General features: G+C 74.1%; 26 protein-coding genes. 9 read left to right on the forward strand and 17 right to left on the reverse strand.

Going from position 1 to position 26418, the window contains the following annotated elements; all coding sequences use genetic code 11:
- Positions 1–3: 3 nt before the first annotated feature.
- Positions 4–447 carry a rhodanese-like domain-containing protein gene (locus NP048_RS15095; RefSeq protein ID WP_227576440.1) on the forward strand — a complete coding sequence of 148 codons (444 nt, stop codon included), beginning with the start codon at positions 4–6 and terminating at the stop codon, positions 445–447.
- Positions 444–1700: an O-succinylhomoserine sulfhydrylase gene (locus NP048_RS15100; protein ID WP_227576441.1), complete on the forward strand. Its 1257-nt coding sequence runs from the start codon at positions 444–446 to the stop codon at positions 1698–1700. The genes NP048_RS15095 and NP048_RS15100 overlap by 4 nt, the downstream gene beginning before the upstream one ends.
- Before the next feature lie 24 nt (positions 1701–1724).
- Here the strand turns inward: NP048_RS15100 and NP048_RS15105 are convergent, their stop codons facing one another.
- Positions 1725–2222, reverse strand: coding sequence for a hypothetical protein (locus NP048_RS15105; RefSeq protein WP_227576442.1), 498 nt, complete (start codon positions 2220–2222; stop codon positions 1725–1727).
- A gap of 129 nt (positions 2223–2351) precedes the next feature.
- Between NP048_RS15105 and NP048_RS15110 the strand changes: the two genes are divergently transcribed.
- Positions 2352–3362, forward strand: a complete 1011-nt coding sequence (locus NP048_RS15110) for an aldo/keto reductase family protein (protein ID WP_227576443.1) — start codon at positions 2352–2354, stop codon at positions 3360–3362.
- A gap of 70 nt (positions 3363–3432) precedes the next feature.
- Here NP048_RS15110 and NP048_RS15115 read toward each other — a convergent pair whose 3' ends face one another.
- Complete coding sequence (locus tag NP048_RS15115) at positions 3433–4035, reverse strand: pyridoxamine 5'-phosphate oxidase family protein (RefSeq protein ID WP_227576444.1); 603 nt, start codon at positions 4033–4035, stop codon at positions 3433–3435.
- Between the two features lie 105 nt (positions 4036–4140).
- On the reverse strand, positions 4141–4680 hold the full coding sequence (locus NP048_RS15120; protein ID WP_227576445.1) for a hypothetical protein: 540 nt from the start codon (positions 4678–4680) through the stop codon (positions 4141–4143).
- Positions 4681–4881: 201 nt separating this feature from the next.
- Between NP048_RS15120 and NP048_RS15125 the strand changes: the two genes are divergently transcribed.
- A complete protein-coding gene (locus NP048_RS15125; protein ID WP_227576446.1) occupies positions 4882–5526 on the forward strand; it encodes a DUF1345 domain-containing protein in 645 nt (214 codons plus the stop codon).
- Between the two features lie 3 nt (positions 5527–5529).
- On the opposite strand, the gene NP048_RS15130 is transcribed toward NP048_RS15125, so the two are convergent.
- The 4 genes from NP048_RS15130 to NP048_RS15145 all read right to left on the reverse strand — a co-directional run bounded on the left by NP048_RS15130 (position 5530) and on the right by NP048_RS15145 (position 9172).
- Positions 5530–6258: a DUF72 domain-containing protein gene (locus NP048_RS15130; protein ID WP_227576447.1), complete on the reverse strand. Its 729-nt coding sequence runs from the start codon at positions 6256–6258 to the stop codon at positions 5530–5532.
- Between the two features lie 112 nt (positions 6259–6370).
- The gene (gene purQ / locus NP048_RS15135; protein ID WP_227576448.1) at positions 6371–7066 is read right to left on the reverse strand and encodes a phosphoribosylformylglycinamidine synthase subunit PurQ; all 696 of its coding nucleotides are present in this window, start codon (positions 7064–7066) and stop codon (positions 6371–6373) included.
- Complete coding sequence (gene purS, locus NP048_RS15140) at positions 7066–7353, reverse strand: phosphoribosylformylglycinamidine synthase subunit PurS (protein WP_227576449.1); 288 nt, start codon at positions 7351–7353, stop codon at positions 7066–7068. Before purS ends, purQ begins: the two co-directional genes overlap by 1 nt.
- A 295-nt stretch (positions 7354–7648) precedes the next feature.
- Positions 7649–9172, reverse strand: coding sequence for an amidohydrolase (locus NP048_RS15145; protein WP_227576450.1), 1524 nt, complete (start codon positions 9170–9172; stop codon positions 7649–7651).
- A gap of 282 nt (positions 9173–9454) precedes the next feature.
- Between NP048_RS15145 and NP048_RS15150 the strand changes: the two genes are divergently transcribed.
- A complete protein-coding gene (locus NP048_RS15150; RefSeq protein WP_227576451.1) occupies positions 9455–10273 on the forward strand; it encodes a DNA/RNA non-specific endonuclease in 819 nt (272 codons plus the stop codon).
- Between the two features lie 7 nt (positions 10274–10280).
- On the opposite strand, the gene NP048_RS15155 is transcribed toward NP048_RS15150, so the two are convergent.
- The 5 genes from NP048_RS15155 to NP048_RS15175 all read right to left on the reverse strand — a co-directional run bounded on the left by NP048_RS15155 (position 10281) and on the right by NP048_RS15175 (position 16595).
- Positions 10281–11207, reverse strand: coding sequence for a phosphoribosylaminoimidazolesuccinocarboxamide synthase (locus NP048_RS15155; RefSeq protein WP_227576452.1), 927 nt, complete (start codon positions 11205–11207; stop codon positions 10281–10283).
- A gap of 88 nt (positions 11208–11295) precedes the next feature.
- The gene (locus tag NP048_RS15160; protein ID WP_227576453.1) at positions 11296–13089 is read right to left on the reverse strand and encodes a fibronectin type III domain-containing protein; all 1794 of its coding nucleotides are present in this window, start codon (positions 13087–13089) and stop codon (positions 11296–11298) included.
- 178 nt (positions 13090–13267) lie between these two features.
- Positions 13268–14560 carry a phosphoribosylamine--glycine ligase gene (purD, locus tag NP048_RS15165; protein ID WP_227576454.1) on the reverse strand — a complete coding sequence of 431 codons (1293 nt, stop codon included), beginning with the start codon at positions 14558–14560 and terminating at the stop codon, positions 13268–13270.
- Positions 14561–14684: 124 nt separating this feature from the next.
- Positions 14685–15971: an adenylosuccinate synthase gene (locus tag NP048_RS15170; RefSeq protein WP_227576455.1), complete on the reverse strand. Its 1287-nt coding sequence runs from the start codon at positions 15969–15971 to the stop codon at positions 14685–14687.
- A 207-nt stretch (positions 15972–16178) separates the two neighbouring features.
- The gene (locus NP048_RS15175) at positions 16179–16595 is read right to left on the reverse strand and encodes a DUF3151 domain-containing protein (RefSeq protein WP_227576456.1); all 417 of its coding nucleotides are present in this window, start codon (positions 16593–16595) and stop codon (positions 16179–16181) included.
- 171 nt (positions 16596–16766) lie between these two features.
- On the opposite strand from NP048_RS15175, the gene NP048_RS15180 reads away from it, so the two are divergent.
- On the forward strand, positions 16767–17132 hold the full coding sequence (locus tag NP048_RS15180) for an STAS domain-containing protein (RefSeq protein WP_227576457.1): 366 nt from the start codon (positions 16767–16769) through the stop codon (positions 17130–17132).
- 52 nt (positions 17133–17184) lie between these two features.
- Here NP048_RS15180 and NP048_RS15185 read toward each other — a convergent pair whose 3' ends face one another.
- Positions 17185–19203: an ATP-binding SpoIIE family protein phosphatase gene (locus NP048_RS15185; protein WP_227576458.1), complete on the reverse strand. Its 2019-nt coding sequence runs from the start codon at positions 19201–19203 to the stop codon at positions 17185–17187.
- Between the two features lie 212 nt (positions 19204–19415).
- On the opposite strand from NP048_RS15185, the gene NP048_RS15190 reads away from it, so the two are divergent.
- A complete protein-coding gene (locus tag NP048_RS15190; RefSeq protein ID WP_227576459.1) occupies positions 19416–19832 on the forward strand; it encodes an STAS domain-containing protein in 417 nt (138 codons plus the stop codon).
- A gap of 73 nt (positions 19833–19905) precedes the next feature.
- Here NP048_RS15190 and fbaA read toward each other — a convergent pair whose 3' ends face one another.
- Both fbaA and NP048_RS15200 read right to left on the reverse strand, forming a co-directional pair.
- Entirely contained in the window at positions 19906–20928 is a 1023-nt protein-coding gene (fbaA, locus tag NP048_RS15195; RefSeq protein ID WP_227576460.1) for a class II fructose-bisphosphate aldolase, read from the reverse strand.
- Between the two features lie 106 nt (positions 20929–21034).
- Positions 21035–21730 carry a TrmH family RNA methyltransferase gene (locus NP048_RS15200; RefSeq protein ID WP_255619834.1) on the reverse strand — a complete coding sequence of 232 codons (696 nt, stop codon included), beginning with the start codon at positions 21728–21730 and terminating at the stop codon, positions 21035–21037.
- A 122-nt stretch (positions 21731–21852) separates the two neighbouring features.
- On the opposite strand from NP048_RS15200, the gene NP048_RS15205 reads away from it, so the two are divergent.
- The gene (locus tag NP048_RS15205; RefSeq protein ID WP_227576461.1) at positions 21853–22641 is read left to right on the forward strand and encodes an IclR family transcriptional regulator; all 789 of its coding nucleotides are present in this window, start codon (positions 21853–21855) and stop codon (positions 22639–22641) included.
- 43 nt (positions 22642–22684) lie between these two features.
- On the opposite strand, the gene nhaA is transcribed toward NP048_RS15205, so the two are convergent.
- Together nhaA and NP048_RS15215 are read right to left on the reverse strand one after the other, a co-directional pair.
- Positions 22685–23944 carry a Na+/H+ antiporter NhaA gene (gene nhaA, locus NP048_RS15210; protein WP_227576462.1) on the reverse strand — a complete coding sequence of 420 codons (1260 nt, stop codon included), beginning with the start codon at positions 23942–23944 and terminating at the stop codon, positions 22685–22687.
- Positions 23945–24132: 188 nt separating this feature from the next.
- Positions 24133–25089: a DUF4862 family protein gene (locus tag NP048_RS15215; protein WP_227576463.1), complete on the reverse strand. Its 957-nt coding sequence runs from the start codon at positions 25087–25089 to the stop codon at positions 24133–24135.
- A 253-nt stretch (positions 25090–25342) separates the two neighbouring features.
- Between NP048_RS15215 and NP048_RS15220 the strand changes: the two genes are divergently transcribed.
- The gene (locus NP048_RS15220; RefSeq protein ID WP_227576464.1) at positions 25343–26401 is read left to right on the forward strand and encodes a TRAP transporter substrate-binding protein; all 1059 of its coding nucleotides are present in this window, start codon (positions 25343–25345) and stop codon (positions 26399–26401) included.
- Positions 26402–26418: the final 17 nt, after the last annotated feature.

A 26418-nucleotide genomic window follows, 5' to 3' on the forward strand; every position in this document is an offset into this window, starting at 1 on the left:
ACCATGAGCGTGCAGCCGCGCCCCGCCCCCGGTTACGCCGGGGACATCACGCCGACCGAGGCCTGGGACCTGCTCGCCGAGCGCGACGACGCCGTGCTCGTCGACGTGCGCACCGACGCCGAGTGGCGGTACGTGGGCGTCCCGGACCTGCGCGCGCTGGGGCGCCAGGCGGCGCTCGTGGAGTGGGTGTCGTACCCGTCGGGGCAGCCGAACCCGCGGTTCGTCGAGCAGGTCGCGGCCGCGGGCGTCACGCCGGGCGACGGGCGACCCGTCGTCTTCCTGTGCCGGTCCGGCCAGCGGTCCATCGGCGCGGCCCAGGCCGCGACGGCCGCGGGCTACGGGCCGGCGTACAACGTCCTGGACGGCTTCGAGGGCGCGACCGGGCCGGACGGCCACCGCGGCCACACCGGCTGGCGGGCCGACGGCCTGCCGTGGGTCCAGCCGTGAGCACGCCGCCCCCCGGCCCCGGCGACTGGGACGACCACCGCGTCGACCGCTCCACCCTGCGGCCCGACACGCTCGCGGTGCGCGGCGGGCTCGTGCGCAGCGGGTTCGGCGAGATGTCCGAGGCGGTGTTCCTCACGCAGGGGTACAGCTACCCCACCGCCGCCCAGGCCGAGGCCGGCTTCGCCGGGGAGGTCGACCGCTTCCTGTACTCGCGGTACGGCAACCCGACGGTCTCGACGTTCGAGGAGCGGCTGCGCCTGCTCGAGGGCGCGGAGGCCTGCTACGCGACCGCGACGGGCATGTCGGCCGTCTTCACGTCGCTCGCCGCGCTGGTGCGCTCCGGCTCGCGCGTCGTCGCGGCCCGGGCGCTGTTCGGCTCGTCGGTCGTGATCTTCGACGAGATCCTCGCGAAGTGGGGCGTGCGCACCGACTACGTCGACGGGCACGTCCCGGAGCAGTGGGAGCAGGCGCTCGCCACGCCCGCGGACGTCGTCTTCTTCGAGACGCCGTCCAACCCGATGCAGGACCTCGTCGACATCGCGCACGTCAGCCGTCTCGCGCACGCCGCCGGCGCCAAGGTCATCGTCGACAACGTGTTCGCCACTCCCGTGTTCTCCCGCCCGCTCGACCACGGTGCCGACGTCGTCGTGTACTCGGCGACCAAGCACATCGACGGTCAGGGCCGGGTCCTCGGCGGGGCGATCCTCGGGTCGTCGGACTACGTGCGGGGCCCGGTGCAGACCCTGCTGCGCAACACCGGGCCGTCGCTGTCGCCGTTCAACGCCTGGGTGCTGCTCAAGGGCCTGGAGACCCTGAGCCTGCGGGTCCGGCACCAGGCGGCGTCGGCGCTGACGCTCGCGCGGTGGCTGGAGGAGCATCCCGGCGTGGCACGCGTGCGCTACCCGTTCCTGGAGTCGCACCCGCAGCACGCCCTGGCGCGTGCGCAGCAGACCGGTGGCGGCACGGTCGTGACGTTCGACCTCGCCGTCCCGGACGGGGCGACGCCCGAGGTCGCGAAGAAGGCGACGTTCGGCGTGCTCGACACCCTGCGGGTCGTCGACATCTCGAACAACCTGGGCGACGCCAAGTCGATCGTCACGCACCCCGCGACGACGACGCACCGTCGGCTCGGCGCCGCCGGGCGTGCCGCCGTCGGCATCGGTGAGGCGACCGTGCGACTGTCGGTCGGCCTCGAGGACGTCGCCGACCTGCGCGACGACCTCGAGCGCGCCCTGGCGACGCTGGGCGCCTGACGCGTCGGGCCTGGTCGGCCGCCGTCAGCCGGCCGGGACCAGCCCGACCGCGACCGTGGACTCCGCTGCGGCCGTGACGCTGATGCCGAGGTCACCGGCGGGCACCTCGAACGCGTCGCTGTCGGCCATGGTCGTGCCGCCCTGGAACACCGGCACGCACGGCGCCGAGTACGACGTCAGCTCGCTGTCGCCCGCGGTCACGGTGACGGTCACGGGCCCACCGTCGGACGACGTGCACACGACGCGCAGCACGTGCGACCCGGCCTGCGCACCGGTGACCTGCCCGGACTCCGAGGCCCCTGCGGCGAGCAGGGCCGTGACGACCGAGGTCGCATCGCCCGAGTCCTCGAGCACAGCCTGCTGGTCCTCCGGCGTCGGCAGCTCGGTGTCACCTCGGCCCTCGATCGTCGGCGCGCCCATGTCCGGGGCGTCGTCCTGTGGCTCCGGCGTCGTGCCCTGGGAGCACGCACCGAGCGCGAGGAGCAGGAACGGGACCACTGCGAGACGTCGTCGGGATCGCATGGCGGGGACGGTAGCGCAGAGACCTGTGCGACCGGCACCCCCGTCCACCAGAGGGACGAACCGGGAGGATCCACACGGGCGCGGGCGGCGCCCAGGTGCCCCCACCCGAACGGGTGAGAGGCTGGGGAGATGGACTTCCGCTTCCTCGGCAACTCCGGCCTCAAGATCTCCGAGCTCACCTACGGCAACTGGCTGACCCACGGGTCCCAGGTCGAGAACGACACCGCCAGCGCGTGCGTCCGCGCGGCGCTCGACGTCGGCATCACGACGTTCGACACCGCGGACGTGTACGCGAACACGGTGGCCGAGTCGGTCCTGGGCGACGCGCTCGCCGGCGAGCGGCGCGAGTCGCTCGAGATCCTCACCAAGGTCTTCTGGCCCACCGGGCCGAAGGGCCCCAACGACACCGGCCTGTCCCGCAAGCACATCCGCGAGTCCATCGACGGCTCGCTCCGGCGCCTGCGCACCGACTACGTCGACCTGTACCAGGCGCACCGGTACGACCACGAGACGCCGCTCGAGGAGACGATGCAGGCGTTCGCGGACGTCGTCCGCCAGGGCAAGGCCCTCTACATCGGCGTCAGCGAGTGGACCGCGGACCAGATCCGCGCCGGGCACGCACTCGCCAAGGAGCTCGGCGTCCAGCTGATCTCCAACCAGCCGCAGTACTCGATGCTGTGGCGGGTCATCGAGCCCGAGGTCGTGCCCACGTCGCGTGAGCTCGGCATCTCGCAGATCGTCTGGTCCCCCATCGCGCAGGGCGTCCTGACCGGCAAGTACCAGCCGGGCGCCCCGCTGCCCGCGGGGTCGCGTGCGACCGACGACAAGGGCGGCGCGAAGATGATCCAGTCGTTCCTGCGCGACGACGTGCTCGAGCGCGTCCAGGGCCTGCGGCCGGTCGCCGACGAGCTCGGCCTGACGATGGCCCAGCTCGCGATCGCGTGGGTGCTCGCCAACGACAACGTGTCGGCCGCCATCATCGGCGCGTCCCGCCCCGAGCAGGTCCTCGACAACTCGAAGGCCGCGGGCGTCGAGCTGCCCGCCGAGGTGCTCACGCGCATCGACGAGGTCCTCGGCGACGTCGTCGTGGCGGACCCCGCCGAGACCGCCAAGGCATCCCCGCCGAAGCGTCTGATCTGACCGTCCCGATCACGTCCGACGCCCCGCACCGGCTGTCCGGTGCGGGGCGTCGTCGTGCCAGGTGATGCGCTCAGAGCTCGACGGTCGCGTTCTCGCCGCCGTCGTACGCGCGGCCGGTGACCTTGGCCTTCACGAGGCTGACGACGGTCGCGAGCCGCCCGCCGGGGCTGTCCCAGTACTCGACGCTCTGCGCGCGCAGCCGGACGAGGCACAGCTGCGGGGTCGTCGGGCCGTCGGGGTACCACGCCGCCGCGACGGGGTTCCACAGCTCCTCGATCTTGGCCTGGTCCTGCACGACCTCGGCCGTCCCGGACACCGACACCCACGACGACGCCCCCGCGAACGCGGCATTGGCGGGCGAGCCGGCCCGGATCTCGGCGACCTTGTGCGAGTCGAGCGTCGTGAAGAACCACAGGTCGCCGTCGAACTCGACGTCCTGCACGCCCATCGGCCGGCTGACCAGCGCGCCGGACGCGTCCAGGGTCGTGAGCATCGCCAGGTGGTGCTCATCCAGCAGCTCGCGGACCTTCGCCAGGGCCTCGGCGTGCGTGGGCTCGTCGGGCGCCGGACGCGCGTCCGTCGCCGTGGTCTGCGCGGAACCGGGCTGCGTCGACCCGGGCTGCGTCGACCCGGGCTGCGAAGGTCCGTCCTGCGCGTGCGGCGTGGTCGTCATCTCGTCCTCCGTCCGTCGGCGGCGCCCGGGGGCGCCCGTCCCCGGCCACGCTAGGCACGGGTCCGACGTCCCGCACGCGGGGCGGCGACGGGTTCGGCGGTGCCGTCAGGCGCCGAGCACGGCCGCGTGGCGTCGGGACGCACCGACCAGCGCGAGGGCGACCGTGTCGACGCCGGTACGAGCGGCCAGCGCGGCCGCGTCGGCGGTGATCCGGTCGAGCGGTGCGACGAGCCACGTCGACGACGGCGCCCACGTCAGCCCTGCGAAGGCCTCGGCGTACGCGACCGCGGTGCGCCGCCTGGCGGCGTCGGCCTCGTCGGCGGCGACGACCGTCTCGACCTCGAGGACGAACCTGACCTCGTGGCGGTGACGCCCGACGGCCCGCACCTCGTCGTCGAGGACGCTGACGAGGGCACCGACGGCCGCCACGGTCGGCAGTGCGGCCGAGTGGACGATGCGGACCACGTCGGCGCGGGCCGCGGCGAGCGCGACGCTCGTGGCGTCGAGCGCGTCGGCGTCGAGCAGGAACTCGACGACACCAGGGCGCGGCGCGTCCGTGGCGACCTCGACGCGCGAGACGTCAGGACGGGACGACGGACGGCGGGTGCCGGCTGGGCGGGCGAGCGCGAGAAGGGGCTGTGCCACGGGGGATGTCCTCGAGTCGGACGGGGTGCGCAGCCGGGGCCGAGCCGCAGGCGCGCGAGGTCGCTAGATCAGCGACAACACACCCGGACCGAGAACATGCGCCACACCCTAGCCGCCGGAGCGGGCACCGACCAGCCCTCTCCCGCAGCGTGGACCGGCGGGCGGTCGCACGAGCACGGCGCGGGCGGTTTCATGGGTAGCGTGGACCGGGACATCGCGTTCGGGGACGTCTCCCCGGCGACCCGCCTGACGCTCTCGGTGGCGGGGGGCGTCGTCGCGGGCGTCCTCGTGCTGCGGGGCGTGCCGTACGTGACGGTCCTGACGGCGGTGCTCGCGGGCTGGGCTGTCGCCGCAACCGGGTTCGCCGTGTCGAGCTGGGTCTTCCTGTGGGGCCTCGACGCCGCCCAGACTCGGGACCACGCGACCCGCGAGGAACCGACGCGCCCCGTCGCGGACGGTCTGGTCCTCACGGCGTGCGCGACGAGCCTCGTGAGCATCGTCGTCGTGCTGGGGCAGCAGTCGGGCCCCCACCGGGACGTGGCGCTCATCGCGGCGTTCGCCGCCGTCGTCGCCTCGTGGCTCGCGCTGAACACCCTCTTCGCCGTGCGGTACGCGTGGTCCTGGTACACCGAGCCGCTCGGCGGCATCGACTTCAACCAGTCCGCACCACCGCAGTACTCGGACTTCGCGTACGTCGCCCTCACGGTCGCGATGAGCTTCGCGACGTCCGACCCGAACGTCACCGACTCCGGCACCCGACGGCTCCTGCTGCTGAACGCGCTGCTGGCCTACCTGTTCGGGACCTTCCTCGTCGCGCTGCTCGTCAACGTCGTCGCCGGTCTGTGAGCCTCACGCGCCCAGCAGAGACCGCAGCGTCCACGCGTTGCGGACCGCGTGGCCGCCGCCGTCGTTGTTGAAGTACGCGACGACGTCGTGCCCGCCGGCCGACCACTCGCCGATGCGGTCGGCCCACCAGCGCAGGTCGTCGTCGGAGTACGACCCGGCGTACAGGTGCTGGTGGTCCGGGCCGTGCAGGCGCACGTACACGAGGCGCGACGTCGCCCGCAGGACGCACGGGATGCCCGCTCCGGACACCACGCAGTACGCCGCGCCGCGCCGCGCGAGCAGGTCGAAGACGGCATCGGTCTGCCACGACGGGTGCCGCAGCTCGACCGCGACCTGCACCCAGTCCGGCAGCGTGCCCAGGAACCAGTCGAGCCGGGCGTCGTCCCGCTCGGCGTCGGGCCGCAGCTGCACGAGCAGCGCCTCCCGGCGTCCCCGCAGCTCGTGCCAGGACCGCGCGATCCGCTCGGACCACACCTCCGGCCCGTACAGCCGCCGCGCGTGCGTCAGGCCGCGCGGCGCCTTGACCGACATCGTGAAGCCCTCGGGCAGCCGCTCGCGCCACGACGCGAACGCCGCCTCGCGCGGCCAGCGGTAGAAGCTCGCGTTGAGCTCGACGGTGTCGAACGCTTCGACGTACCGCGCGAGCCGCTCACGGGCCGGCAGGCCCGGGCGGTACAGGACCCCGTCCCAGTGGTCGTACGACCACCCCGACGTGCCGATGCGGATCGTCATCCTCGTCCCCTCGCCCGCCCGACCTCAGACGTCGCGCGCGAACCACAGGGAGACGGGGAGCGCGGACGTGCGGCGACGTGCACGTCCTGCGACGTCGGCGCCGTCACGCGCGTCAGCCGACGAGCGCCTGCAGGACCGAGGTGAAGAACCGCAGGCCGTCGGTGCCGGACCGGGGCCCCTTGGCACCGTCCGGCCCGAAGCCGGCCTCGACCGCGTGCTCGGGGTGCGGCATGAGCCCCACGACGTTGCCTGCGGCGTTGGCGATGCCCGCGATGTCCCGCCGGGACCCGTTGGGATTGACGCCCTGGTAGCGGAAGACGACGCGCCCCTCGCCCTCGAGCTCGTCGAGGGTCCGCTCGTCGGCGACGTACTGGCCGTCCTGGTTCTTCAGCGGGATCGTGATCCGCTCACCGGCCGTGAACGCGCGCGTCCAGGCGGTGGCCGCGTTCTCCACGGACAGCACCTGCTCGCGGCACACGAAGTGCAGGTGGTCGTTCTTGATCATCGAGCCGGGCAGCAGGTGCGCCTCGGTGAGGACCTGGAAGCCGTTGCAGATGCCGAGTACGGGCAGGCCCTTGCCGGCGGCGTCGACGATCTCGCCCATGACGGGCGCGAACCGGCTGATCGCCCCGGCGCGCAGGTAGTCGCCGTAGGAGAACCCGCCGGGCAGCACGACCGCGTCGACACCCTTGAGGTCGGCGTCCGCGTGCCACAGCGCGACCGGCTCGCCCCCCGCCAGGCGCACGGCACGCGCCGCGTCCCGGTCGTCCAGCGTGCCGGGGAACGTGACGACCCCGACGCGACCCATCAGGCCAGACCCTGCGACGTGACGGTGGCGGCGGCGTCGGCCTCGATGTCGGCGACGCGCACGACGTCCTCGATCACGGGGTTCGACAGCACCTGCTCGGCGGCCGCGGCGGCGGCCTCGAGGACCTCGGGCGTCACCGGCCCGTCGACCTCGAGCTCGAACCGCTTGCCCTGGCGGACAGCGGTGAACTGGCCGAAGCCGAGGCGCGGCAGCGCGTTCGCGACGGCCTTGCCCTGCGGGTCGAGGATCTCGGGCTTCGGCATGACGTCGACGACGACTCGTCCCACGGGGGTGCTCCCTGGTTCGCGGCGGTGGGGATCGCTGCCGATCCTACGGCGCTGCGCGCGCACCCCGGGCGCCGTCCCACGTGCCGGTCCACGTGCCGGTCTCCCCGGCCCCGCCGGCCGATCGGCCTCCCATCCCGGACCTTGGACTCACCGCCCGACGACCTTGTCGTTCGGCGGCTTCTCAGGCCTCAGAAGCCGCCGAAGGACGAGTTCGCCGTGGAGGTGGGTGTGGAGGTGGTGGGGGCAGAGGGTGGGGGCAGGGGGTGGGGGCAGGGGGTGGGGGCAGAGGGTGGGGTCAGAGGGTCGTGTGGGTCCAGGTGGCGGCGACGAGGGTGGCGGCGACGCGGGTCGTGCGCACGGCGCCGGGCGTCGTGGCGAGAGCCAGCGGGTCGTCGTCCAGGACGACGAGGTCCGCCGGGTCGCCAGCACGCGGCGTCAGGGGGCGGCCGTCGACGGACGACGCGAGCGCCGTCAGGGCGTCGACCGCCTGCTCGGGGTGCCAGGACGGGCGCGCGTCGCCCGTGCGCCAGACCGCCGCGTCCACGGCGAGCCACGGGTCCAGGGGTGCCACGGGCGCGTCCGACCCGAACGCGAGCTCGACCCCGGCCGCGTGCAGGTCGGCCAGCGGGAACGCCCGGTGCGTGCGGCCCGCCCAGTGCCGGTCGGCGACGTCCCGGTCGTCGGGGATGTGACCCGGCTGCACGCTCGCGGTCAGCCCCAGGGCGGCGAACCGTGCGACGTCACCGGTGCCGAGCAGCTGGGCGTGCTCGACCGACCCGCGCGCACCGGTGGCCGCGAAGGCGTCGAGGACCAGGGCGTTCGCCGCGTCGCCGATGGCGTGGACGGCGCAGGTCAGCCCGTGGGCACGCGCGTGCCGCAGCAGCGGGACCAGCTCGTCGGCCGGCACGTTGAGCACGCCGTGCGACAGCGGCCCCTCGACGCCCGGGTACGGCGCGTGGCACCACGCGGTCCGCGTGTTGAGCGACCCGTCGACGATGATCTTGAGCGGCCCCTGCGTGACGCGTGACCCCGCGACACGGTCGCCCGTGCCGAGCTCCTCGGCGACGACGCGGTCCAGGTACGCCGGCCACACGCCCGCGCGCACCCGCGCCACCGGGTCCCCCGCCTCGACCCGGCGCCGCCAGACCGACACGTTGTCCGCGATCTCCAGGTCGACGACCCCGACGACGCCCCGGGCGGCCGCGGCGCGCAGGGCGTCGGCGACGAGCCGGTCCTGCACGTCGTCCGGGACGTGGTCGAGCGCCCCCATGAGCGGCATCCACTCGGTCTCGCGCAGGACGCCCGTGGGGTGCGTCGGGACGCCGAACAGGCGCAGGCCCGCGGTGGACACCCAGGCGCAGTGCAGGTCCCCGGACACGAGCACGACGGGCACGTCGCCGGCGACCGCGTCGAGCAGCGCCGAGGTCGGCCGGTCGGGCCACGAGCCGTCCCGGAACCCGATACCGACGAGCGGCCGCCCGCTCGTCGGCGGGTCGGTCGCCAGCCGCTCGCGGACGAGGGCGGCGGCGTGCGCGGCCGACGTCGCGCCGGAGACGTCGAGCCGGCCGCGCGAGAGCGCCCACTGCGTGAGGTGCGTGTGCTGGTCCCACAGCCCGGGCAGGACGAGCCGCCCGTCGAGGTCCACGGCCTCGACGGCGCTCCCGGCCGCGCCGGACGCCGCGGCGGAGGCCGAGCCGCCCGCCGTGGCTGCCGCCGGCCGGACCGAGGCGATGTGTCCGTCGCGCAGCACGACGTCGACAGGTGCGTCCTGGCCGAGCAGGCGCGCACGACGCAGGACGAGCGGGCGGAAGACGTCCACCGGACCTCCGGGACAGGACATGACACGACGTCGACGTGAAGGGTGAGCTGCTGTGACACTACGCCGCGCCGTGGCCGGTCCCCTGCAGCCGCACGGCCGCCACCCCGAGGCACGTCCGCACCGTGGGACGCGCCCTCCGCGAGACCGGCCGCAGTCGTCCTCCGCCCCGTCGTCCGCGTTCCCGGCCCGGTCTCGCGAACCGTCCGTCCCACCCCCCCGGGACGGCGGCACGTGGGTACCGTGAGGACCGTCCGACGGTCCGCTCGTGGGCAGGGGTGACACATGGGGTACGACCCGACGTTCCTGGGGCCGCAGGTCCCGCTGCCCGTCCCGGCGCAGACCGTGCGCGAGCTGCCCGCGACGCACTTCACCGTGCTGCTGGACCCGGTCCGCCGCCTGGCCGCCGCGACGGCGGTCAACGTCGACGGGGTCACGCTGCTCGACGTCCCGCGCGACGACGACTGGTACCTCGACCCGCGCGTCGACGCCGACGAGCAGGCCGGACCGGCGCTGTACGCCCGCAACGACCTGGACCGGGGGCACCTCGTGCGTCGCCGCGACCCGGTGTGGGGCGAGCCGGGCGTCGCCGCGCAGGCCAACCGCGACACGTTCGCGTACCCCAACGCGGCGCCGCAGGCGTCGGGCTTCAACCAGAGCCGGGAGCTGTGGCTGGGCCTGGAGGACCACGTGCTGGAGCACGCCCGCGCGCAGCGGCTGCGGCTGTCGGTGCTCACCGGGCCCGTGCTCGCCGGTGACGACCCCGTCTACCGGGGAATCGGCCTGCCGCGCCGGTTCTGGAAGGTGGCGGCGTGGGCGCTCGACGGGGGCCGTCGCCTGGCGGCCGCCGCCTTCGTCCTCGACCAGACGCCGCTGCTGCCCGCCACCGAGCTCGCGGCGCGCACGCACGCGGCCGCGCTGGCCGACGAACCGCCGCCGCTCGGGCCGTTCCGCACCTTCCAGGTCCCGGTCGCCGACGTCGCGGACCTCACGGGCCTCGACCTGGGGCCGCTCGTGGCCGCCGACGTCCTGGGCGTGACCGCCGCGCAGGCGCTCCCCTGGCGCGAGCTGCACGCGCTGCCCGAGGTCGAGCTCGGCACGTGACCAGCACTCACACGTCCAGCGCGCGTCCCGTCAGCCGCCGGTACGCGTCGAGGTAGCGGTCGCGGGTGCGGGCGACGACGTCCGCCGGGAGCGCGGGCGGGGTCGCGTCCGACGTCTGGTCCCAGCCCGACGCGGGCGACGTCAGCCAGTCCCGCACGTACTGCTTGTCGAAGCTCGGCTGCGGGCGACCCGGCTCCCACGCGTCGGCCGGCCAGAAGCGCGACGAGTCGGGGGTCAGCACCTCGTCGCCGAGCGTGATCGCGCCCGTCACCGGGTCCGTGCCGAACTCGAGCTTGGTGTCCGCGAGGATGACCCCGCGCTCGCGGGCGACGCCCTCGGCCCGCGCGTACACGGCCAGCGTGAGGTCACGCAGCGTCTCGGCAGCGGCGGGGCCCACGGTGTCGACGACGACCGAGAACCGCACGTTCTCGTCGTGCTCGCCGAGCTCGGCCTTGGCGGCGGGTGTGAAGATCGGCTCGGGGAGCCGTGAGCCGTCGACGAGCCCCGCGGGCAGCGGGATGCCCGTGACCTCGCCGCCCTCCTGGTACTCCGCGAGCCCCGAGCCCGTCAGGTAGCCCCGCGCGACGCACTCGACGGGGAACATGTCCAGCCGTCGGCACACCATCGCGCGCCCGGCCACGGCGTCGGGCACGTCGGTCGACACGACGTGGTTCGGCACGAGGTCCGTGAGGTGCTCGAACCACCACAGGCTCAGCTGCGTCAGGACGACACCCTTGCCGGGGATCCCGGGCGACAGCACGTGGTCGTACGCGGACACGCGGTCCGACGCGACGACGAGCACGACGTCGCCGTGCAGGTCCCGCAGCGCGGCACCGGCGGGCGAGCCGTCGGGCTCGTACAGGTCGCGGACCTTCCCGGAGTAGACGTGCCGCCATCCGGGCAGCTGCGCGGGGACGTCGAGAGGTGCGTTCACGGGCACAGTGTGGCGTGCGACGCGGGTACGGGGCTACGCACGACCGTCCAGCGGTCGTGCGTCGCCCCGTACCCTCCGTCCGTCGGGGTCAGGCCGCCGTGCGCCGGCGGGCGACGAGGAGGAGGCCGGCACCCAGCACGATCCACGCGGCTGCGAGACCGGCCGCGTCGATCGGGTCCGCACCGGTCGCCGCGAGCTGCGCGCGCACGTCCCCGATCCGCAGGAACGTGCCGTCCGACGCCATCGTGAAGGCGACCTCGCTGGTCACGGCCGTCCCGTCGAACGCCACGCCGTTCACGACGAGGCGGTGCGAGCCGATCTCCAGCCCGGTGGGCAGGACACCGGTGACGACGACCGCACCGTCGGCGCCGACGACGCCCGTCGCGAGCGTGCGCGGCGTCGAGTGCACCACGAGCGTCACGCCGGAGCCGGGCTGCAGACCCTGGCCCGTGACCGTGACGACGGCCCCGGCGACGCGGTCACCAGGCCGCGCGGCGACGTCGATGGCGAGGGCCGCGTCGGGGACCGTCACGCGGACCGTCGCCGTGGCCGTCGCGGGATGGGTGTCGCGGTCGCCTGCCGTGCTCGCGGTGACGACGCAGTCGCCCGCGCCGGTCCCCGTGAGGACACCGTCCGCCACGGTGCACGCGCCGGTCGCGCTCAGCGTCACCGGCAGACCCGACGTGGACGTCGTGACCGGGCGCACCTGCTGACCGAGCCGCAGGTCCGAGACCTCGAGCGTCACGGAGTCGGGGAGGAGCGCGACGTCGAGCTCGAGCGAGCCGGACGACGCCTGCACCTCGTCGGAGCCCGCGTACCGGGCCGTGATCGTCAGGGCACCACCGGTCGCCACGAGGCCGTCGACCACCGCGACGCCGTCCACGAGCGCGAGGTCGTCGTAGTCCGTGCCGCCGACCGTGACGTCGACGGTCCCGACGGCGGGGCGGGCGGCCGAGTCCTCGTCGACCAGCGGGCCCACCTCGCGGCTCTCGTCCTCCCCGTCCTCGTCCTCGTCCTCGGCCGGGTGCTCGGCGACCTCGACGACGACGTCGAACGTCTGACCGACCTCGAGCGCGGCCGGGTCGACGGCGACGGTGGTGGTGGTGGGGACCCGCGGGGTGACGGTCACGGGCGCGGACGGCTCGGACTCGCCGAGCACGTTGGTCGCGACGACGCGGAACGTGTACGGCTCACCGTTCGTCAGCCCGTCGACCGTGATGGAGGGCTCCGGGTCCCAGCCGTAGGCGGCGTCGCACCACTCCTCGTCCTCGCCCGGGGCCGCGCACCACACCTCGTACGCGTCGATGCCGCCCGCCAGGTCCGTGGGCGGGGTCCACGCGAGCGTGACGCTGCGGTCGCCGGGGGCGCCGGCGAGGCCGGTGGGCGCCGTCGGGACGCGCGTGGAGAACGTGAGCGTCGCGGAGCCCTTCACGGCCCAGCCGCCGCCGAAACGGTAGTAGGAGCCGAGGCCGATGAGGTACGTCGTCCCGGCGTCGAGGTCGATGGCGAGCGCGGCGTCGAGACCGATGTGGTCGTCGACGTGCTGCACCAGCGTGTCGCCGTCCCAGACCTCGAGCGTGTTGTCCCACGACGGCTCGAGCGCCGTGGCACGGATCGACACCAACACGTCCGCCGCCGGCGTGAGCGAGTACCACGCGACGTTGTGGTGGCGCTGGCCAGCGCCGGAGCCCGAGTCGACGTGGGCGTTGGACGCCACGAACGAGTCGTCGAGCGTCGCGATGGGCAGCGGCACGGGGGCGGTCCGGGTACCCCCGGCGGTCTCGGCCGCGTGCGCGGCGGTGGGGACGAGCACCGCGGCGAGCGCGAGCGACAGCACGGCGGCGGCGCGTGCGCCCCGCCTGCCGGTGAGGCGGAAGGTCATGTCAGCTCCGTGGACGAGGGCCCCTGGTCAGCGCAAGGGTCCCGCAGACGGGCCTCCGACCAGGACGATCGTCCAGGTTCAGCCGCAGCCGGTCGTCAATGTCCCGGTACGTCGGCGCACGGTGCACACCCGGCACCCCGGACGGGTGACGACCGACGGGGTGGGCGTGATATGCCGCTCAGCCCTCGCTCACGGCCTGGGCGATGTCCGTGCGGTGCTGCGAGCCGGCCAGGTTGACCTGGTCGACCGCGACGTACGCGGCCCGCCGCGCCTCGGCGAGGGTCTCGCCCACGCCCACGACGGACAGCACGCGCCCCCCGTCGGACACGAGCAGCGGGTCGTTGATCGGGTTCTCCGGGTCGTCGCTCGTGGTACGGACCGCGGTGCCCGCGTGCAGCACGTGCACGCCGGGGACCGTGCCGGCCCCGTCCAGGCCCGTGATGGGGTCGCCCGTGCGGACCGTCCCCGGGTAGCCGTGCGACGCGATCACCACGGTCACCGCGGCGTCCGCGCGCCAGTGCAGCGGCCCGACCTGCGCGAGGCGTCCCTGCGCCGCGGCGAGCAGCACCTCGGCGAGCGGCGACGCCAGGCGTGCGAGCACCACCTGCGTCTCCGGGTCCCCGAAGCGCGCGTTGAACTCCACGACGCGCAGGCCCCGGCTCGTCAGCGCCAGGCCGCAGTACAGGACACCGACGAAGGGCGTGCCGCGGCGCGCCATCTCGGCGACGGTCGGGCGTGCGACGGTCTCGACGACCTCGTCCACCAGCCCCTCGGGCGCCCACGGCAGCGGCGAGTAGGCGCCCATGCCACCGGTGTTGGGCCCCTGGTCACCGTCGAACGCGCGCTTGAAGTCCTGGGCCGGCACGAGCGGGAGGACGTCGGTGCCGTCGCACAGGACGAACAGCGAGACCTCGGGACCGTCGAGGAACTCCTCGACGACGACGCTGCCCCCCTCCTTGGCCAGGCAGGCGGCGGCGTGGGCGAGCGCGGCCTCGCGGTCGTCGGTGACGACGACGCCCTTGCCCGCGGCGAGCCCGTCCTCCTTGACGACGTGCGGCGCGCCGAACTCCTCGAGCGCGGCGGCGACCTCCTCGATCGTCGTCGCGACCCGCGCGGCCGCCGTCGGCACTCCCGCCGCCGCCATGACGTCCTTCGCGAACGCCTTCGACCCCTCGAGCCGCGCGGCCTGTGCCGACGGCCCGAACACCGGGATCCCGGCCGCACGCACGGCGTCCGCGACGCCGGCGACGAGCGGCGCCTCGGGGCCCACGACCACGAGGTCGACGCCCAGCGAGCGCGCGAGGTCCGCGACCGCGGCGCCGTCGAGCGGGTCGACCGCGTGCAGCGTCGCGCGCTGCGCGATCCCGGGGTTGCCCGGGGCCGCGTGGACGCGCGTCACCGCCGGGTCGAGGGACAGCGTGCGGGCGAGGGCGTGCTCACGGGCACCGGTGCCGATGACGAGGATCTCCACGGCGCCCGACCCTACCGGCCCGGCGCCGCCGCCTGACCCGCTCGACCCCGGAAGAACGTGAGGGGTTGCCGTCGCGACACGACGGCAACCCCTCACGACGCAGGCTCAGTGCCCGGCGGGGACGTCAGGACAGCAGCTCGTGCTTGACGATCGTCGCCTCGCGCCCCGGCCCGACGCCGACCGACGAGATGCGCGTGCCGGAGACGTCCTCGAGGTACTGCAGGTAGCGCTGCGCGGCCTTCGGCAGGTCCTCGACGGAGCGGGCGCCGCTGATGTCCTCGGTCCAGCCGTCGAGGTACTCGTACACCGGCCGGGCGTGGTGGAAGTCGCTCTGGTCGATCGGCATGTCCTCGACGCGCCGGCCCTCCACGTCGTACGCCACGCACACCGGGATCCGCTCGCGGCCCGTCAGGACGTCGAGCTTGGTCACGACGAGGTCCGTCAGGCCGTTGACCATCGACGCGTAGCGCACCACCACCGCGTCGTACCAGCCGGTGCGGCGCGGGCGGCCCGTCGTGGTGCCGAACTCGCCGCCGGTCTGGCGCAGCCACTCGCCGTCGTCGTCGAGCAGCTCGGTCGGGAACGGCCCCTCACCCACGCGCGTCGTGTACGCCTTGGCGACCGCGACGACACGGTCGATGCGGGTCGGTCCCACGCCCGAGCCCGTGCACGCCCCGCCCGCGGTGCACGCGGACGACGTGACGAAGGGATACGTGCCGTGGTCGACGTCGAGCATCGTGGCCTGCCCCGCCTCGAAGACCAGGGTCTTGCCCTCGTCGAGCGAGCGGTTGAGGAACTGCGGGGTGTCCGCGACGAACGGGCGCAGGCGCTCGGCGTGGCGCAGCAGGTCGTCGAGCGTCTCCTCGACCGTGATCGCGCGCCGGTTGTAGACCTTCACCAGCAGGTGGTTCTTCTGGTCGAGCGCACCCTCGACCTTCTGCCGCAGGATCCCCTCGTCGAACAGGTCCTGCACGCGGACGCCGATGCGGTTGATCTTGTCGGCGTACGTGGGGCCGATGCCCCGGCCGGTCGTGCCGATGCGACGCTTGCCCAGGAAGCGCTCGGCGACCTTGTCCATCGTGCGGTTGTACGGCGCGATGACGTGCGCCGCGGACGAGACCAGCAAGCGTGAGGTGTCGACGCCCCGGGCCTCGAGCGCGTCGATCTCCTCGAAGAGCACCTCGATGTCGATGACGACGCCGTTGGCGATCACCGGGACGACGCCCGGCGTGAGGATCCCCGACGGCAGGAGGTGCAGGGCGTACTTCTCGCCCTCGATGACGACCGTGTGACCGGCGTTGTTGCCGCCGTTGAACTTCACGACGACGTCCGTGCGGTCCCCGAGCTGGTCGGTCGCCTTCCCCTTGCCCTCGTCGCCCCACTGCGCCCCGAGCACCACGACGGCCGGCATGACGATCACCACTCCCCGCTGCCTGCGATGCGGCTCCGCCCGCAGACGGGCGCGAGCGGGCTCGCGGCGCGGGTGACCCGAGGACGCGCGGCAGTGACGCGTACCACCGGAAGGGTACCGGAGGACCGCGTCGGCCAGCGGTGCGCGTCCACACCGCGAGGTCCGGTGCACGACGGCGCGAGCGTCGAGGAGCTCGCGCCGACGCCCTCAGCGCAGCGCGGCGACCTCGTCGGCCGACGTCCCGCAGTCCCGCAGGAACTGGCGGCAGCGCTCACCCTCCGCGGTCTCGCCGAGCGCGTCCGCCGCCGTCGCGAGCGCGAGCAGCGACCGCAGGAAGCCCTGGTTGGGCTCGTGGGCGACCGGCACCGGGCCGCGCCCGCGCCAGCCGGCACCGCGCAGCGCGTCCAGGCCGCGGTGGTAGCCCGTCCGCGCGTACGCGTACGCGGCGACCGGGTCGTCCGCCCGCTCCGCCAGCAGGGCCCACACCAGCGAGGCCGCCGGCGCCGCGCTCACCACGTCGCGCGGGTCGGCCCCGGAGGCGAGGGCGGCACGCGCCGTCGCGTCCGGACCGTCGGCGGGCAGCAGCGTCGGGGCGGGGCCGTCGAGCAGGTTCTCCTGGGTCATGGCGCCAGTCTCGCACCGGCGTACGCGGGAGGTGCGACACCCGACCCGCGCGAACCGCCGCGACACGGACCTGCGGTCGCACCCGCAGGACGCCGCCGTTAGAGTCGAACGGCCGACCAGCACACCTCGCGGACTCCCCCTCCCCCGGTCGGCTCGGACCACAGGACACCCATGATCGAGATATCGACGTCCTCCACCACCACGACGCTCCTGGTCGCCGGTGACCTCGACCTGGCGGAGCGCGAGCAGTTCCCCGAGGTGACCGCCCGCGTCGTCGGTCTGCGCCGGCAGCTGCTGGTCATCGACATGTGCCGGGTCACCTTCATGGACTCGACGGGCGCCGCGTTCCTCATCTCGCTCGCCGACGCGGGCCGGCGCCGCGGCGGTGCGACCGTCCTGCGCGGCGCGGCCGACCGCGACCTGTTCGTCCTGGAGATCTGCGGCGCGCTCGAGCTGTTCCGCATCGACGCGGACCACCGCTGCGAGCTCGGCGCCGAGCTGCCGAGCAGCCCCGAGGGCGCGCCCGCTCCGGTCTGACCCGCCGGCGCGACCGCACCGCCGGCCCCCCGGGCGACGACGCCTGCGCTCGTTACGCCCGTCGGGCCGCCGCAGGCAGGGACCCCGGGCGCACCTTCGCCCACACGACCTTGCCGCCGCGCGACTGGCGCCAGCCCCAGTCGGCCAGCCGCTCGACGATCTGCATCCCGAACCCCCCGACGCGACCGGGGTGCCCGTCGGTCGTCACGGGCGGCGCCGGGTTGCCGTCCTCGACCTCGATGCGCAGTCCGTCGCCGGTGTCGTACAGCTGGAGCGCCACGTGCCCCCAGCCGTGCAGCACGGCGTTGGCGACCAGCTCGGACACGACCAGCTCGGCGTTCGACGCGTCGGGCACCTCCCACGCCTCGCAGGTGCGCAGCACCGCGTGCCGCGCCCGCCCGATCGACGCGGGCTCGCTCGGCAGCGCCCAGCGTCGGCGACGCGGGCTGACGGCGCCCGCGAGGTCGTCGTGGCCGCCCGGCACGCGCAGCACGACCATCGCGACGTCGTCCTCCGGGTGGTCGGCGAGCCGGGACAGCAGGTCCTCGCCGATCCCGGCCGCGTCCCGTGCCGTGATGCCCTCGGCGACCGTCTCCAGGACCTCCAGGCCGTCCCGCAGGCTGCGGTCGCGGCGCTCGACCAGGCCGTCGGTGTAGAACACCACGACGTCCCCGGGCACCAGCGCGACCTCGTCCGTCGCCCGGCCGCCGGAGCCGAAGCCCACGAGCCGCCCGCCGGTGCCCCGCAGCTGCTGGGCGCGCCCGTCCCGCACGAGGAGCAGCGGCAGGTGGCCGGCACGGGTGTACTGCAGGCCCCAGCCGTCCTCGCCGTCGCGCCGCAGCGTGGAGTACACCATGCTCGCGGCGCGCGGGATCCGCATGCCGCCGAAGAGCTGGTCGACGCGGTCCAGCACGGGCCCGGGCGTCGTGATGTCGAACGCGTAGGACCGGACGACCGAGCGGAGCTGGCCCATCGTGGCGGCCGCCTCGATGTCGTGCCCCACGACGTCACCGATGACGACGCTCACCGTCTCGGGGTCGATCTGCAGGACGTCGTACCAGTCGCCGCCGACCTGGGCGTCGTCGGCGTTGGGCGAGTAGTACGTCCACACGTCGAGCCCGTCGACCTCCGCCTGCTCCGGCAGCATCGCGCGCTGCAGCGTCTCGGCCAGGCGGTGCTCGCGGTCGTAGAGGCGCACGTTGTCGATCGACAGGCCCACGCGCCGCGCGACGAGCTCGACGACCGTGCGCTCCGACGCCCCGAGCGCGGCACGCCCCCCACCGCCGTGGGGGCGAACGACGAGCACGCCCACGACGCGCCGCCGCCCGGGGACCGGCTGCACGACGACCCGGTCGCGGGCGTCCGCGCCCCGCGCCGCCAGCTGCCCGGACAGCCACCTCGAGTACGTGCCCTCGGGGTGGTCACCGGCCAGGTCGAGCTCGACGAGGCCGTCGCGCGTGCCGGACAGCAGCTGCCCCACAGGGTCGCGGGAGCAGTGCGACAGCACCCGGCCCGACGGGCCGTGGTGCCGTGCCGTCGACCCGTGGGACGGTGCGAACCCGTCGGCGGCCCACAGCCCGTGGTCGAAGAGGAAGAAGTCCGCGCGGTCGACGACCTGCGACTCCAGCAGGGTGGCGATCTCCCGCAGCCCACGCGGCTCGTCGACGTCCATCAGCAGGTCCGAGACGCGCGCGATGAGCGCCAGGCTCCGCCGCTCACGACGTTCCTCGGCGACGAGCGCCGCCTGCTCGGCGGACGCCGTCAGCTCGGCCGTGAGGTCCTGGACGGCGGCGACGAGCGTGCCGGCGGGTACGCCGGGACCCGGCGGCAGCGGCGACACGTGGACGACGCAGCGCACGTGCGTGCCGTCCGCTCGACGCAGCACGACCGGGTGGGCGGACGGTCCGCGCGACACGTCGCGGACGGCGTCGGGGTCGCAGGGCCGCACCCGCGGGTCGGCGAGCACGTCGACGCCGACGACCTCGTCCGCCGCGTGACCGACGGCCTGGGCGAGCGCGTCGTTCACCCACCCGACCCGCAGCACGCCGCGGCCGGCGTGCAGCAGCGCCATGGGGATCTGGGTGGCGGCGAGGGCCGCCCCCAGCACTGGGCGGGACGTCCCGGTCCGGCTCGCTGCACCGTCGACGGACGTCTGCAGCGTAGGCTCTGGCATCGGCTCGGTGGCGCGGGAGTTGACCACCACCACCTCCGATCGTCTAGCGTGCCGAACGACGGACGGCTCGACCACCCCGGTGAGCCCCGCCAGCGCCCGGAAGGAGCATCGTGCGAGACGTTAACAGTCCTTCCACCGGCCAGGACGCCGCCACGTCGGACGCTACCGAAGCCACGACGGTCGGGGAACCCGGCGCCGTGCAGGTCATCGTGGGTGCGGACCGCACCCGCATCGTCCTCTCGGGGGAGGTCGACGCGGACCTCGGCCCCGAGCTGCAGGAGGCGACCGCCGAGGCGGAGCAGCACGGCGTCCCGATCGAGGTCGACGCGCACCACGTGACGTTCATGGACTCGTCCGGCGTGGCGTTCCTCGCGCGGCTGTCGATCCGCAGCGAGCACCGGGTGCGTCTGCTGCGCGTGCCGCCGACCGTGCGCTTCCTGCTCGAGGTGACCCGCATCGGCGAGCTCCTCGACGTCGTCGACGACGACGTGGACGAGCCGTTCGAGCCGGTGGACCCCTCGTCCTGAGCCCCTCACCTGACGCGGACGGCCCCGGCCCCCTTGCGGGGACCGGGGCCGTCGGCGTCGAGCGGGCGGGTGATCAGGAGATCTTGGTGCCCGCCGACCGCAGCTGCTGGCACGCCTCGACGATGCGGGCGGCCATGCCGGCCTCGGCGAGCTTGCCCCACGCGCGGGGGTCGTACGCCTTCTTGTTGCCGACCTCGCCGTCGATCTTCAGGACGCCGTCGTAGTTGGTGAACATGTGGCCGACGACGGGACGCGTGAACGCGTACTGCGTGTCGGTGTCGATGTTCATCTTGATGACGCCGTTGTCGACGGCCTCCGAGATCTCCTCGGCCGTGGAGCCCGACCCGCCGTGGAACACGAGGTCGAACGGGTTCTCCTTGCCGATCTCGGCGCCGACGGCCTTCTGGATGTCCAGGAGGATCGACGGACGCAGCTTGACGGCACCCGGCTTGTACACGCCGTGCACGTTGCCGAACGTCAGGGCCGTCAGGTAGCGGCCCTTCTCGCCCGCGCCGAGCGCGCGGACCGTCGCCAGGCCGTCCTCGGCCGTCGTGTAGAGCTTCTCGTTGATCTCGGCCTCGTGGCCGTCCTCCTCGCCACCGACGACGCCGACCTCGATCTCGAGGATCGTGCGTGCCGCCTGCGACATCTCGAGGAGCTCCGCCGCGATGACGAGGTTCTCGTCGAGCGGGATGTCCGAGCCGTCGAACATGTGCGACTGGAACGTGGGGTTCTCGCCGCGCTTGACCTGCTCCGCCTCGAGCTCGAGCAGCGGGCGGACCCACGAGTCGAGGTTCTTCTTGACGCAGTGGTCCGTGTGCAGCGCGATGGTCACGCCGTAGTTCTTCGCGACCTCGGTGGCGTACGCGGCGAGCGCGAGCGTGCCGGAGACGCGGTTCTTGATCGTCGAGCCGGAGGCGTACTCGGCGCCACCGACGGAGACCTGGATGATGCCGTCCGACTCGGCCTCCGCGAAGCCCTGGATGGCAGCGGTGACGGTCTGGGACGACGTGATGTTCACGGCGGGGTAGGCGAACTTGCCGGCCTTCGCCCGGTCGATCATCTCGGCGTAGACCTCGGGGGTTGCGATGGGCATCGCGGCATCTCCTGGTGATCGGGGTGCGGTACGACACGAGTCTGCCACCACCGGGCCGGAAGCGTTCCGGGACGTCCACCGGGACCCCCGTCACGCCCTGCCGGCGTCACCTCGGCACGTGCTGGAGGGCCCACGTGTGCATCGCGATCGCCGCGGCCGCACCGGCGTTCAGGGAGCGCGTGCTGCCGTGCTGCGTGATGTGCACGACCACGTCGCACACCTCCTGCGCCGCCGCGGTCAGACCCGTCGACTCCTGCCCGAGCAGCAGGACGCACCGCGGCGGGAGGACGTACGTCTCCAGGGCGACGGAGCCGGGCACGTTGTCGACGCCGACGATCGGCAGGCGCGCCCCGTCGGGCCCCGCGCCGGCGGCCCACGTGGCGAGCGCGGCCGCGTCGGGGTGGTGGTGGACGTGCAGGTAGCGGTCGGTGACCATGGCGCCACGACGGTTCCACCGGCGACGACCCACGACGTGGACGCCCGCGCTGTTGAACGCGTTCGCGGTGCGCACGACCGACCCGATGTTGAGGTCGTGGGCCCAGTTCTCGATCGCGACGTGGAACGGGTTCCGCCGGGTGTCCAGGTCCGCGACGATCGCCTCGACGGTCTGGTACCGGTACGCGTCGACGACGTTGCGCCGGTCGCCGTGGGCGAGCAGCTCAGGGTCGTAGCGCGGGTCGGGCGCACCCGACGCGAGCCGGGGCCATGCGTCCGGACCGCCCGGCCACGGACCGACGCCGACCTCCGCGGGAGTGTCGTGCGGCGTCCCGGGCACGGGGGCGTCGTGCGCGCCACCGTCCAGTCCGTGACCTGCGGCGTCGTCGGGGATCGGCACCCGTCGAGACTAGCGGCGGCGCACCACCGGCCCCCGGTCGCCGACGCGCGTGGTCCTCACCGTGTCCGCACGGCTCCTAGGCTGCAGGCATGGCAGACCCGGACGACGCCGCGCCCCCCGCCTCCGGGGACGGCGCCGCGTCGCCCGTCGAGGCGGTCGACCGGGCGCTGCGCGTGCTCGAGGCGCTGGCCGCCGCGGGGCCGGCGGGCACCGGGCTCGCGGAGCTGGCGGTCGACCTGGGCCTGAACAAGACGACCGTGCACCGGACGCTCGCGGCGCTGCGGCACCGCGGCTTCGCGACGCAGGAGCCGTCGGGACGGTACGCGCTGGGTGCCGCGGCGACGCGGCTCGGCGACGCCTACTTCAGTGACGAGAACCTGCCGGTGCTGCTGCACCCGGCCCTGCTGGCGCTGAGCCGCGAGGTCGACGAGCTGGTGCACCTCGGCGTGCTGAGCGGCCGCGAGGTCGTCTACCTCGACAAGGTCGAGCCCGAGCGGCCGCTGCGCGTGTGGTCGGCGATCGGGCGCCGCAGCCCCGCGGTGACCACGGCGCTGGGGCGGGCGCTGCTCGCGTACCGCGGCACGGACCGCGCCGCGCTCGACGGGTACCTCACGGCCGCGAGGGTCGACGGCGACCACGTGTGGGAGGTGGTCGAGCGCGCCCGCCGCACCGGCTACGCGACGGAGGTCGAGGAGAACGAGGCGGGCATCAGCTGTGTCGCCGTGCCGCTCGTGCGCGCGGGGGCCGCGGTCGCGGCGGTGTCCGTCACGGCACCTGTCGAGCGCATGACGCCCCGGCGCGTCGCCGACCTGCACGCGACCGTCCTGCGGGTGCTGCCGCCGCTGCTGCCCGACGGGCTCACCCTCCCCCGTCCCTGAGCGCGCGCCCCCGGCACCGCACGGGCGCCGGGGGCGTGCGTCGTCAGGCGGCTGCGGTGACCTCGTCCGCGGCGACCGTCCGCCGGGCCTGCACACGGGTCCGCCAGGTGAGCAGCGCGCCACCGAACGCGGCCGCCGTCAGCGAGCCCAGCAGGATCGCGGCCTTGACGTTCTCGCTGTGCGGCGAGTCGGCGGCGAACGACAGCTCACCGATGAGCAGCGAGACCGTGAACCCGACGCCCGCCACGACGCTGACAGCCGCGAGGTCGGGCCACCGCACGCTCGGGTCGAGGGTCGCCTTCGTGAGCTTGACCAGCAGGAACGTCGCCAGCAGGATCCCCGCGGGCTTGCCGAGCACCAGGCCCAGCGCGACTCCCTGCGCCGCGGGGTCGCCGAGCGCGCTCGCGAGCGCGGTGGGGCTCATGCTGACCCCTGCCGCGAACAGCGCGAAGACCGGCACGGCGACGCCGGCGGACACCGGCCGCCACAGGTGCTCGAGCCGCTCGGCGCGGCTGATCGACTCGCCCTTGCGGGCCAGCGCCGGCACCGTGAACCCGAGGATGACGCCCGCGATGGTCGCGTGGACACCGGACATGTGCATGAAGGCCCACGCCAGCACGGCGAGCGGCACCAGCACCCACGCCGAGGTCCGGCGCCGCACGAGCACCGCGAACACGGCGATCGTCGCGAGCGACACCGCGAGCCACACGATCTGCAGCCCGACCGCGTAGAACACCGCGATCACGACGATGCCGAGCAGGTCGTCGACCACCGCGAGCGTGAGCAGGAAAGCGCGCAGCGCGGTCGGCAGCCGCTTGCCGAAGACCGTCAGGACGGCCACCGCGAACGCGATGTCGGTGGCGACGGGGATCGCCCAGCCCTCGGAGGAACCGCCGGCCTGCAGGTTGACCACCGTGTAGATGAGCGCGGGCACCGCCATGCCGCCGACGGCGGCGAGGATCGGGACGATCGCGGTCGACGGGCGCCGGAGCTGCCCGTCGACCATCTCGCGCTTGAGCTCGAGCCCGACCACGAAGAAGAAGATCGCGAGCAGCCCGTCCGTCGCCCACTGCGCGACGGTGAGGTCGAGGTGCAGGGCCGCCGGCCCGACGACGGTGTCGCTCAGCGTGTCGTAGCCGGCGGACCACGGGGAGTTGGCCCAGGCCAGGGCGACGACCGCGCCGAGCAGCAGGAGGATCGCTCCGGCGTTCTCGGCGCGCAGCGTGTCGGCCAGGTTGCGCAGGGCACCGGGCGTCAACCGCCCGCCGACGCGGGCGTGGGGATCAGGGGTGGGGTCGGTCATGGCGGTCCTCGCGTGTGCTCAGGCCCTCCGGGCGCCGGTGCCCGGGAGCGGCGGTGGAAACGTAGTCGAGGGGCACGAGCCCCTCGGAGGCGCGACGTCCCCGAAGGACGCCCGCCGTGGGTGGTACTCGCACCCGCCCGCGCCACGCGGAGATGAGTGCGAGCACCGTCGTGCACGGCCCGCCGCGGTCACCTCGGGGGTGTGCCCGCCGCGGTCACCTGGGCGAGCGCGGCGCGGGCGACCGCGATCCGGGTGGCGACGTCGGCGTCCGCGGGCCGCACGGCGACCTTGACGGCGACGAGGCAGCCCGGACCGGTGAGCGCGAGGGCCGCGGCGACCTCGTCCGGCCCCAGCAGCGAGTCGGCGGAAGAACCGAGCGCGGGGGCGTCACCGCGCGGCGGGATGTGGGCGTCCGACCACGGCGCTCCCCACGGCGTCTGCGCGTCGGTCGCACCGGACAGGACGAGGGCGCCGAGGAGCCCGGCCTCGGACGCGGCGTGCAGGTGCTCGAGCGGGGTGTGCAGGCTGCGCCCCTCGATGGCGGAGCGGCCCCAGTTGACCGCGAGGCCGGGGCCGGCGCCGTCGGACCCTGCACAACCGGCGAGGACGGCGAGCTCCTCCTCGACCGACAGGAACCCCTTGGCGGGCTGCTGCCCGGCGACCAGCGCGTCGCAGTGCTCGACGAGCAGCCGGGCCCCGGCGAGGTCCCACGCGAGGATCTCCTCCAGCGAGCGGGCGAGGGCGTCGCGGCTGCCGCAACGGGGCCCGGGCGCGCTGTGCACCTGGATGGCAGCGACGCGTGCGCCCCCGGTCGCGGCCTGGACCTCGGCCAGGTCACGGGCCCGGCGGACGTCCGCCAGCGCGCTGCGTCGCGCGTCCTCGTCGGTCGAGGCCAGGCCGTACGCGGGCTGCTCCGCGAGGCGGCCCATGACGGTGGGGATGCAGGTCACGAGCAGGCGCAGGTCGCTGCGCGCGGCGAGGGCCGCCGGCTCGGGTCCCGTGCCCGGCGCGGGCAGCGGCAGCTCGAGGCCGCCGACCGGCAGGTCGGCCACGGCGTCCCAGAACTGCGCCCGCTGGTCCCCCTCCCGCGGCGCCATCGCGTACGCCCCGAGCAGGGGGCGGTCGGAGGTGAGGGTGGAAAGCATCGTTGCTCCGTCTCAGATGTCGGCTACGGCACGGCGGATCACCCCCCACCCGGGACCAAAGTTGTGCTTCGGGACCTCGGCGTCGGGCAAGGTTTGTTCCGTGCCTCGGAACATGGTTCCATACCCGTGGCACTGACAGCGAGGTCAGCACGGGTCGCGACACGGTCGTCGGGACCCAGCCCCCACCCGGGCGGCGCTCACCGAGCACCACCCGCTCACCCCCCCGGTGAGCCGACAGAGGAGTACACCCCCCATGAGGCGAAACAAGGCCGCGACGATCACCGCGCTCATCGGCGCCTCCGTGCTGGCGCTCACGGCGTGCAGCGCGGGCACGTCACCCGCCGCGAAGGACACCCCCAGCGCGACGGCCGAGGGTGACGCGGCAAAGCCGAACGTGGACACGCTGGTCATGAAGGCCGCGTTCAACCAGCCCGAGAACCACCCCCAGTACATCGTGCTCGACGAGCTCGGCGACAAGCTGTTCGAGGCGACCGACGGCGCGTACGACATCGAGGTGTTCCCGAACGAGACGCTCGGCGCGCAGCGCGAGACCATCGAGCTGGTCCAGGCCGGCACGATCGAGATGGCCTACGTCGGCGGCTCGCTGCTCGAGAACTTCAACCCGGACTTCGTGGTCTTCAACCTGCCGTTCGTCTTCGACTCCCCGGAGCACCAGAGCGCGACCACGAACGACCCGGAGATCGTGGGCGACCTGTACTCCTCCCTCGAGGACGAGGGCATCAAGGTCGTCAGCGCGTTCCACGGCGGCGTCCGGTCGGTCTACAACGCCGAGAAGCCGATCTACACGCCGGCCGACCTCGAGGGCATGAAGATCCGCGTCATCGAGTCCGACACCAACATCGAGATGATGTCGCTGATGGGCGGCACGGGCACCCCGATGGGCCAGGGCGAGGTCTACACGGCCATCCAGTCCGGCGTCATCGAGGGCGGCGAGAACAACGAGCTCATCTACGCGAACCTCAAGCACGCCGAGGTCGCGCCGTACTACAGCTACACGCGCCACCTCATGTTCCCCGACTACCTGATCATCAGCCCTGACGTCTTCGACGCCATGACGCCCGAGCACCAGGAGATCTTCACCGAGCTCCTCGCCGAGGCGCGCGTCGAGGAGGCCAAGCTCTGGAAGGAGCAGGTCGTCGAGGGCATCAAGGCAGCCGAGGCCGCCGGCGCGAAGTTCAACGAGGTCGACACCGACGCGTTCAACGCAGCGATCGCTCCGCTGACGGAGAAGAAGCTGACGAACGACGTCACCAAGACGATCTACGACCAGGTCCGCGCCGCGGCCAAGTGACCGGCGACCGACGCGAA

This window comes from Cellulomonas xiejunii (assembly GCF_024508315.1).
Taxonomy (GTDB): domain Bacteria; phylum Actinomycetota; class Actinomycetes; order Actinomycetales; family Cellulomonadaceae; genus Cellulomonas; species Cellulomonas xiejunii.

Excerpts from the sequence above, each read along its gene's own strand:
- fbaA (WP_227576460.1), bottom strand. The coding sequence starts at position 20,928 with ATGCCCATCGCAACCCCCGAGGTCTACGCCGAGATGATCGACCGGGCG.
- NP048_RS15170 (WP_227576455.1), bottom strand. The coding sequence starts at position 15,971 with ATGCCGGCCGTCGTGGTGCTCGGGGCGCAGTGGGGCGACGAGGGCAAG.
- NP048_RS15095 (WP_227576440.1), top strand. The coding sequence starts at position 4 with ATGAGCGTGCAGCCGCGCCCCGCCCCCGGTTACGCCGGGGACATCACG.
- NP048_RS15215 (WP_227576463.1), bottom strand. The coding sequence starts at position 25,089 with ATGCTTTCCACCCTCACCTCCGACCGCCCCCTGCTCGGGGCGTACGCG.
- NP048_RS15185 (WP_227576458.1), bottom strand. The coding sequence starts at position 19,203 with ATGGCGCTGCTGCACGCCGGCCGCGGCGTGCTGCGGGTCGGGTGGGTG.
- NP048_RS15180 (WP_227576457.1), top strand. The coding sequence starts at position 16,767 with ATGATCGAGATATCGACGTCCTCCACCACCACGACGCTCCTGGTCGCC.
- nhaA (WP_227576462.1), bottom strand. The coding sequence starts at position 23,944 with ATGACCGACCCCACCCCTGATCCCCACGCCCGCGTCGGCGGGCGGTTG.
- NP048_RS15130 (WP_227576447.1), bottom strand. The coding sequence starts at position 6,258 with ATGACGATCCGCATCGGCACGTCGGGGTGGTCGTACGACCACTGGGAC.
- NP048_RS15205 (WP_227576461.1), top strand. The coding sequence starts at position 21,853 with ATGGCAGACCCGGACGACGCCGCGCCCCCCGCCTCCGGGGACGGCGCC.
- NP048_RS15220 (WP_227576464.1), top strand. The coding sequence starts at position 25,343 with ATGAGGCGAAACAAGGCCGCGACGATCACCGCGCTCATCGGCGCCTCC.
- NP048_RS15115 (WP_227576444.1), bottom strand. The coding sequence starts at position 4,035 with ATGACGACCACGCCGCACGCGCAGGACGGACCTTCGCAGCCCGGGTCG.
- NP048_RS15110 (WP_227576443.1), top strand. The coding sequence starts at position 2,352 with ATGGACTTCCGCTTCCTCGGCAACTCCGGCCTCAAGATCTCCGAGCTC.
- NP048_RS15160 (WP_227576453.1), bottom strand. The coding sequence starts at position 13,089 with ATGACCTTCCGCCTCACCGGCAGGCGGGGCGCACGCGCCGCCGCCGTG.
- NP048_RS15175 (WP_227576456.1), bottom strand. The coding sequence starts at position 16,595 with ATGACCCAGGAGAACCTGCTCGACGGCCCCGCCCCGACGCTGCTGCCC.
- NP048_RS15105 (WP_227576442.1), bottom strand. The coding sequence starts at position 2,222 with ATGCGATCCCGACGACGTCTCGCAGTGGTCCCGTTCCTGCTCCTCGCG.
- NP048_RS15150 (WP_227576451.1), top strand. The coding sequence starts at position 9,455 with ATGGGGTACGACCCGACGTTCCTGGGGCCGCAGGTCCCGCTGCCCGTC.
- purQ (WP_227576448.1), bottom strand. The coding sequence starts at position 7,066 with ATGGGTCGCGTCGGGGTCGTCACGTTCCCCGGCACGCTGGACGACCGG.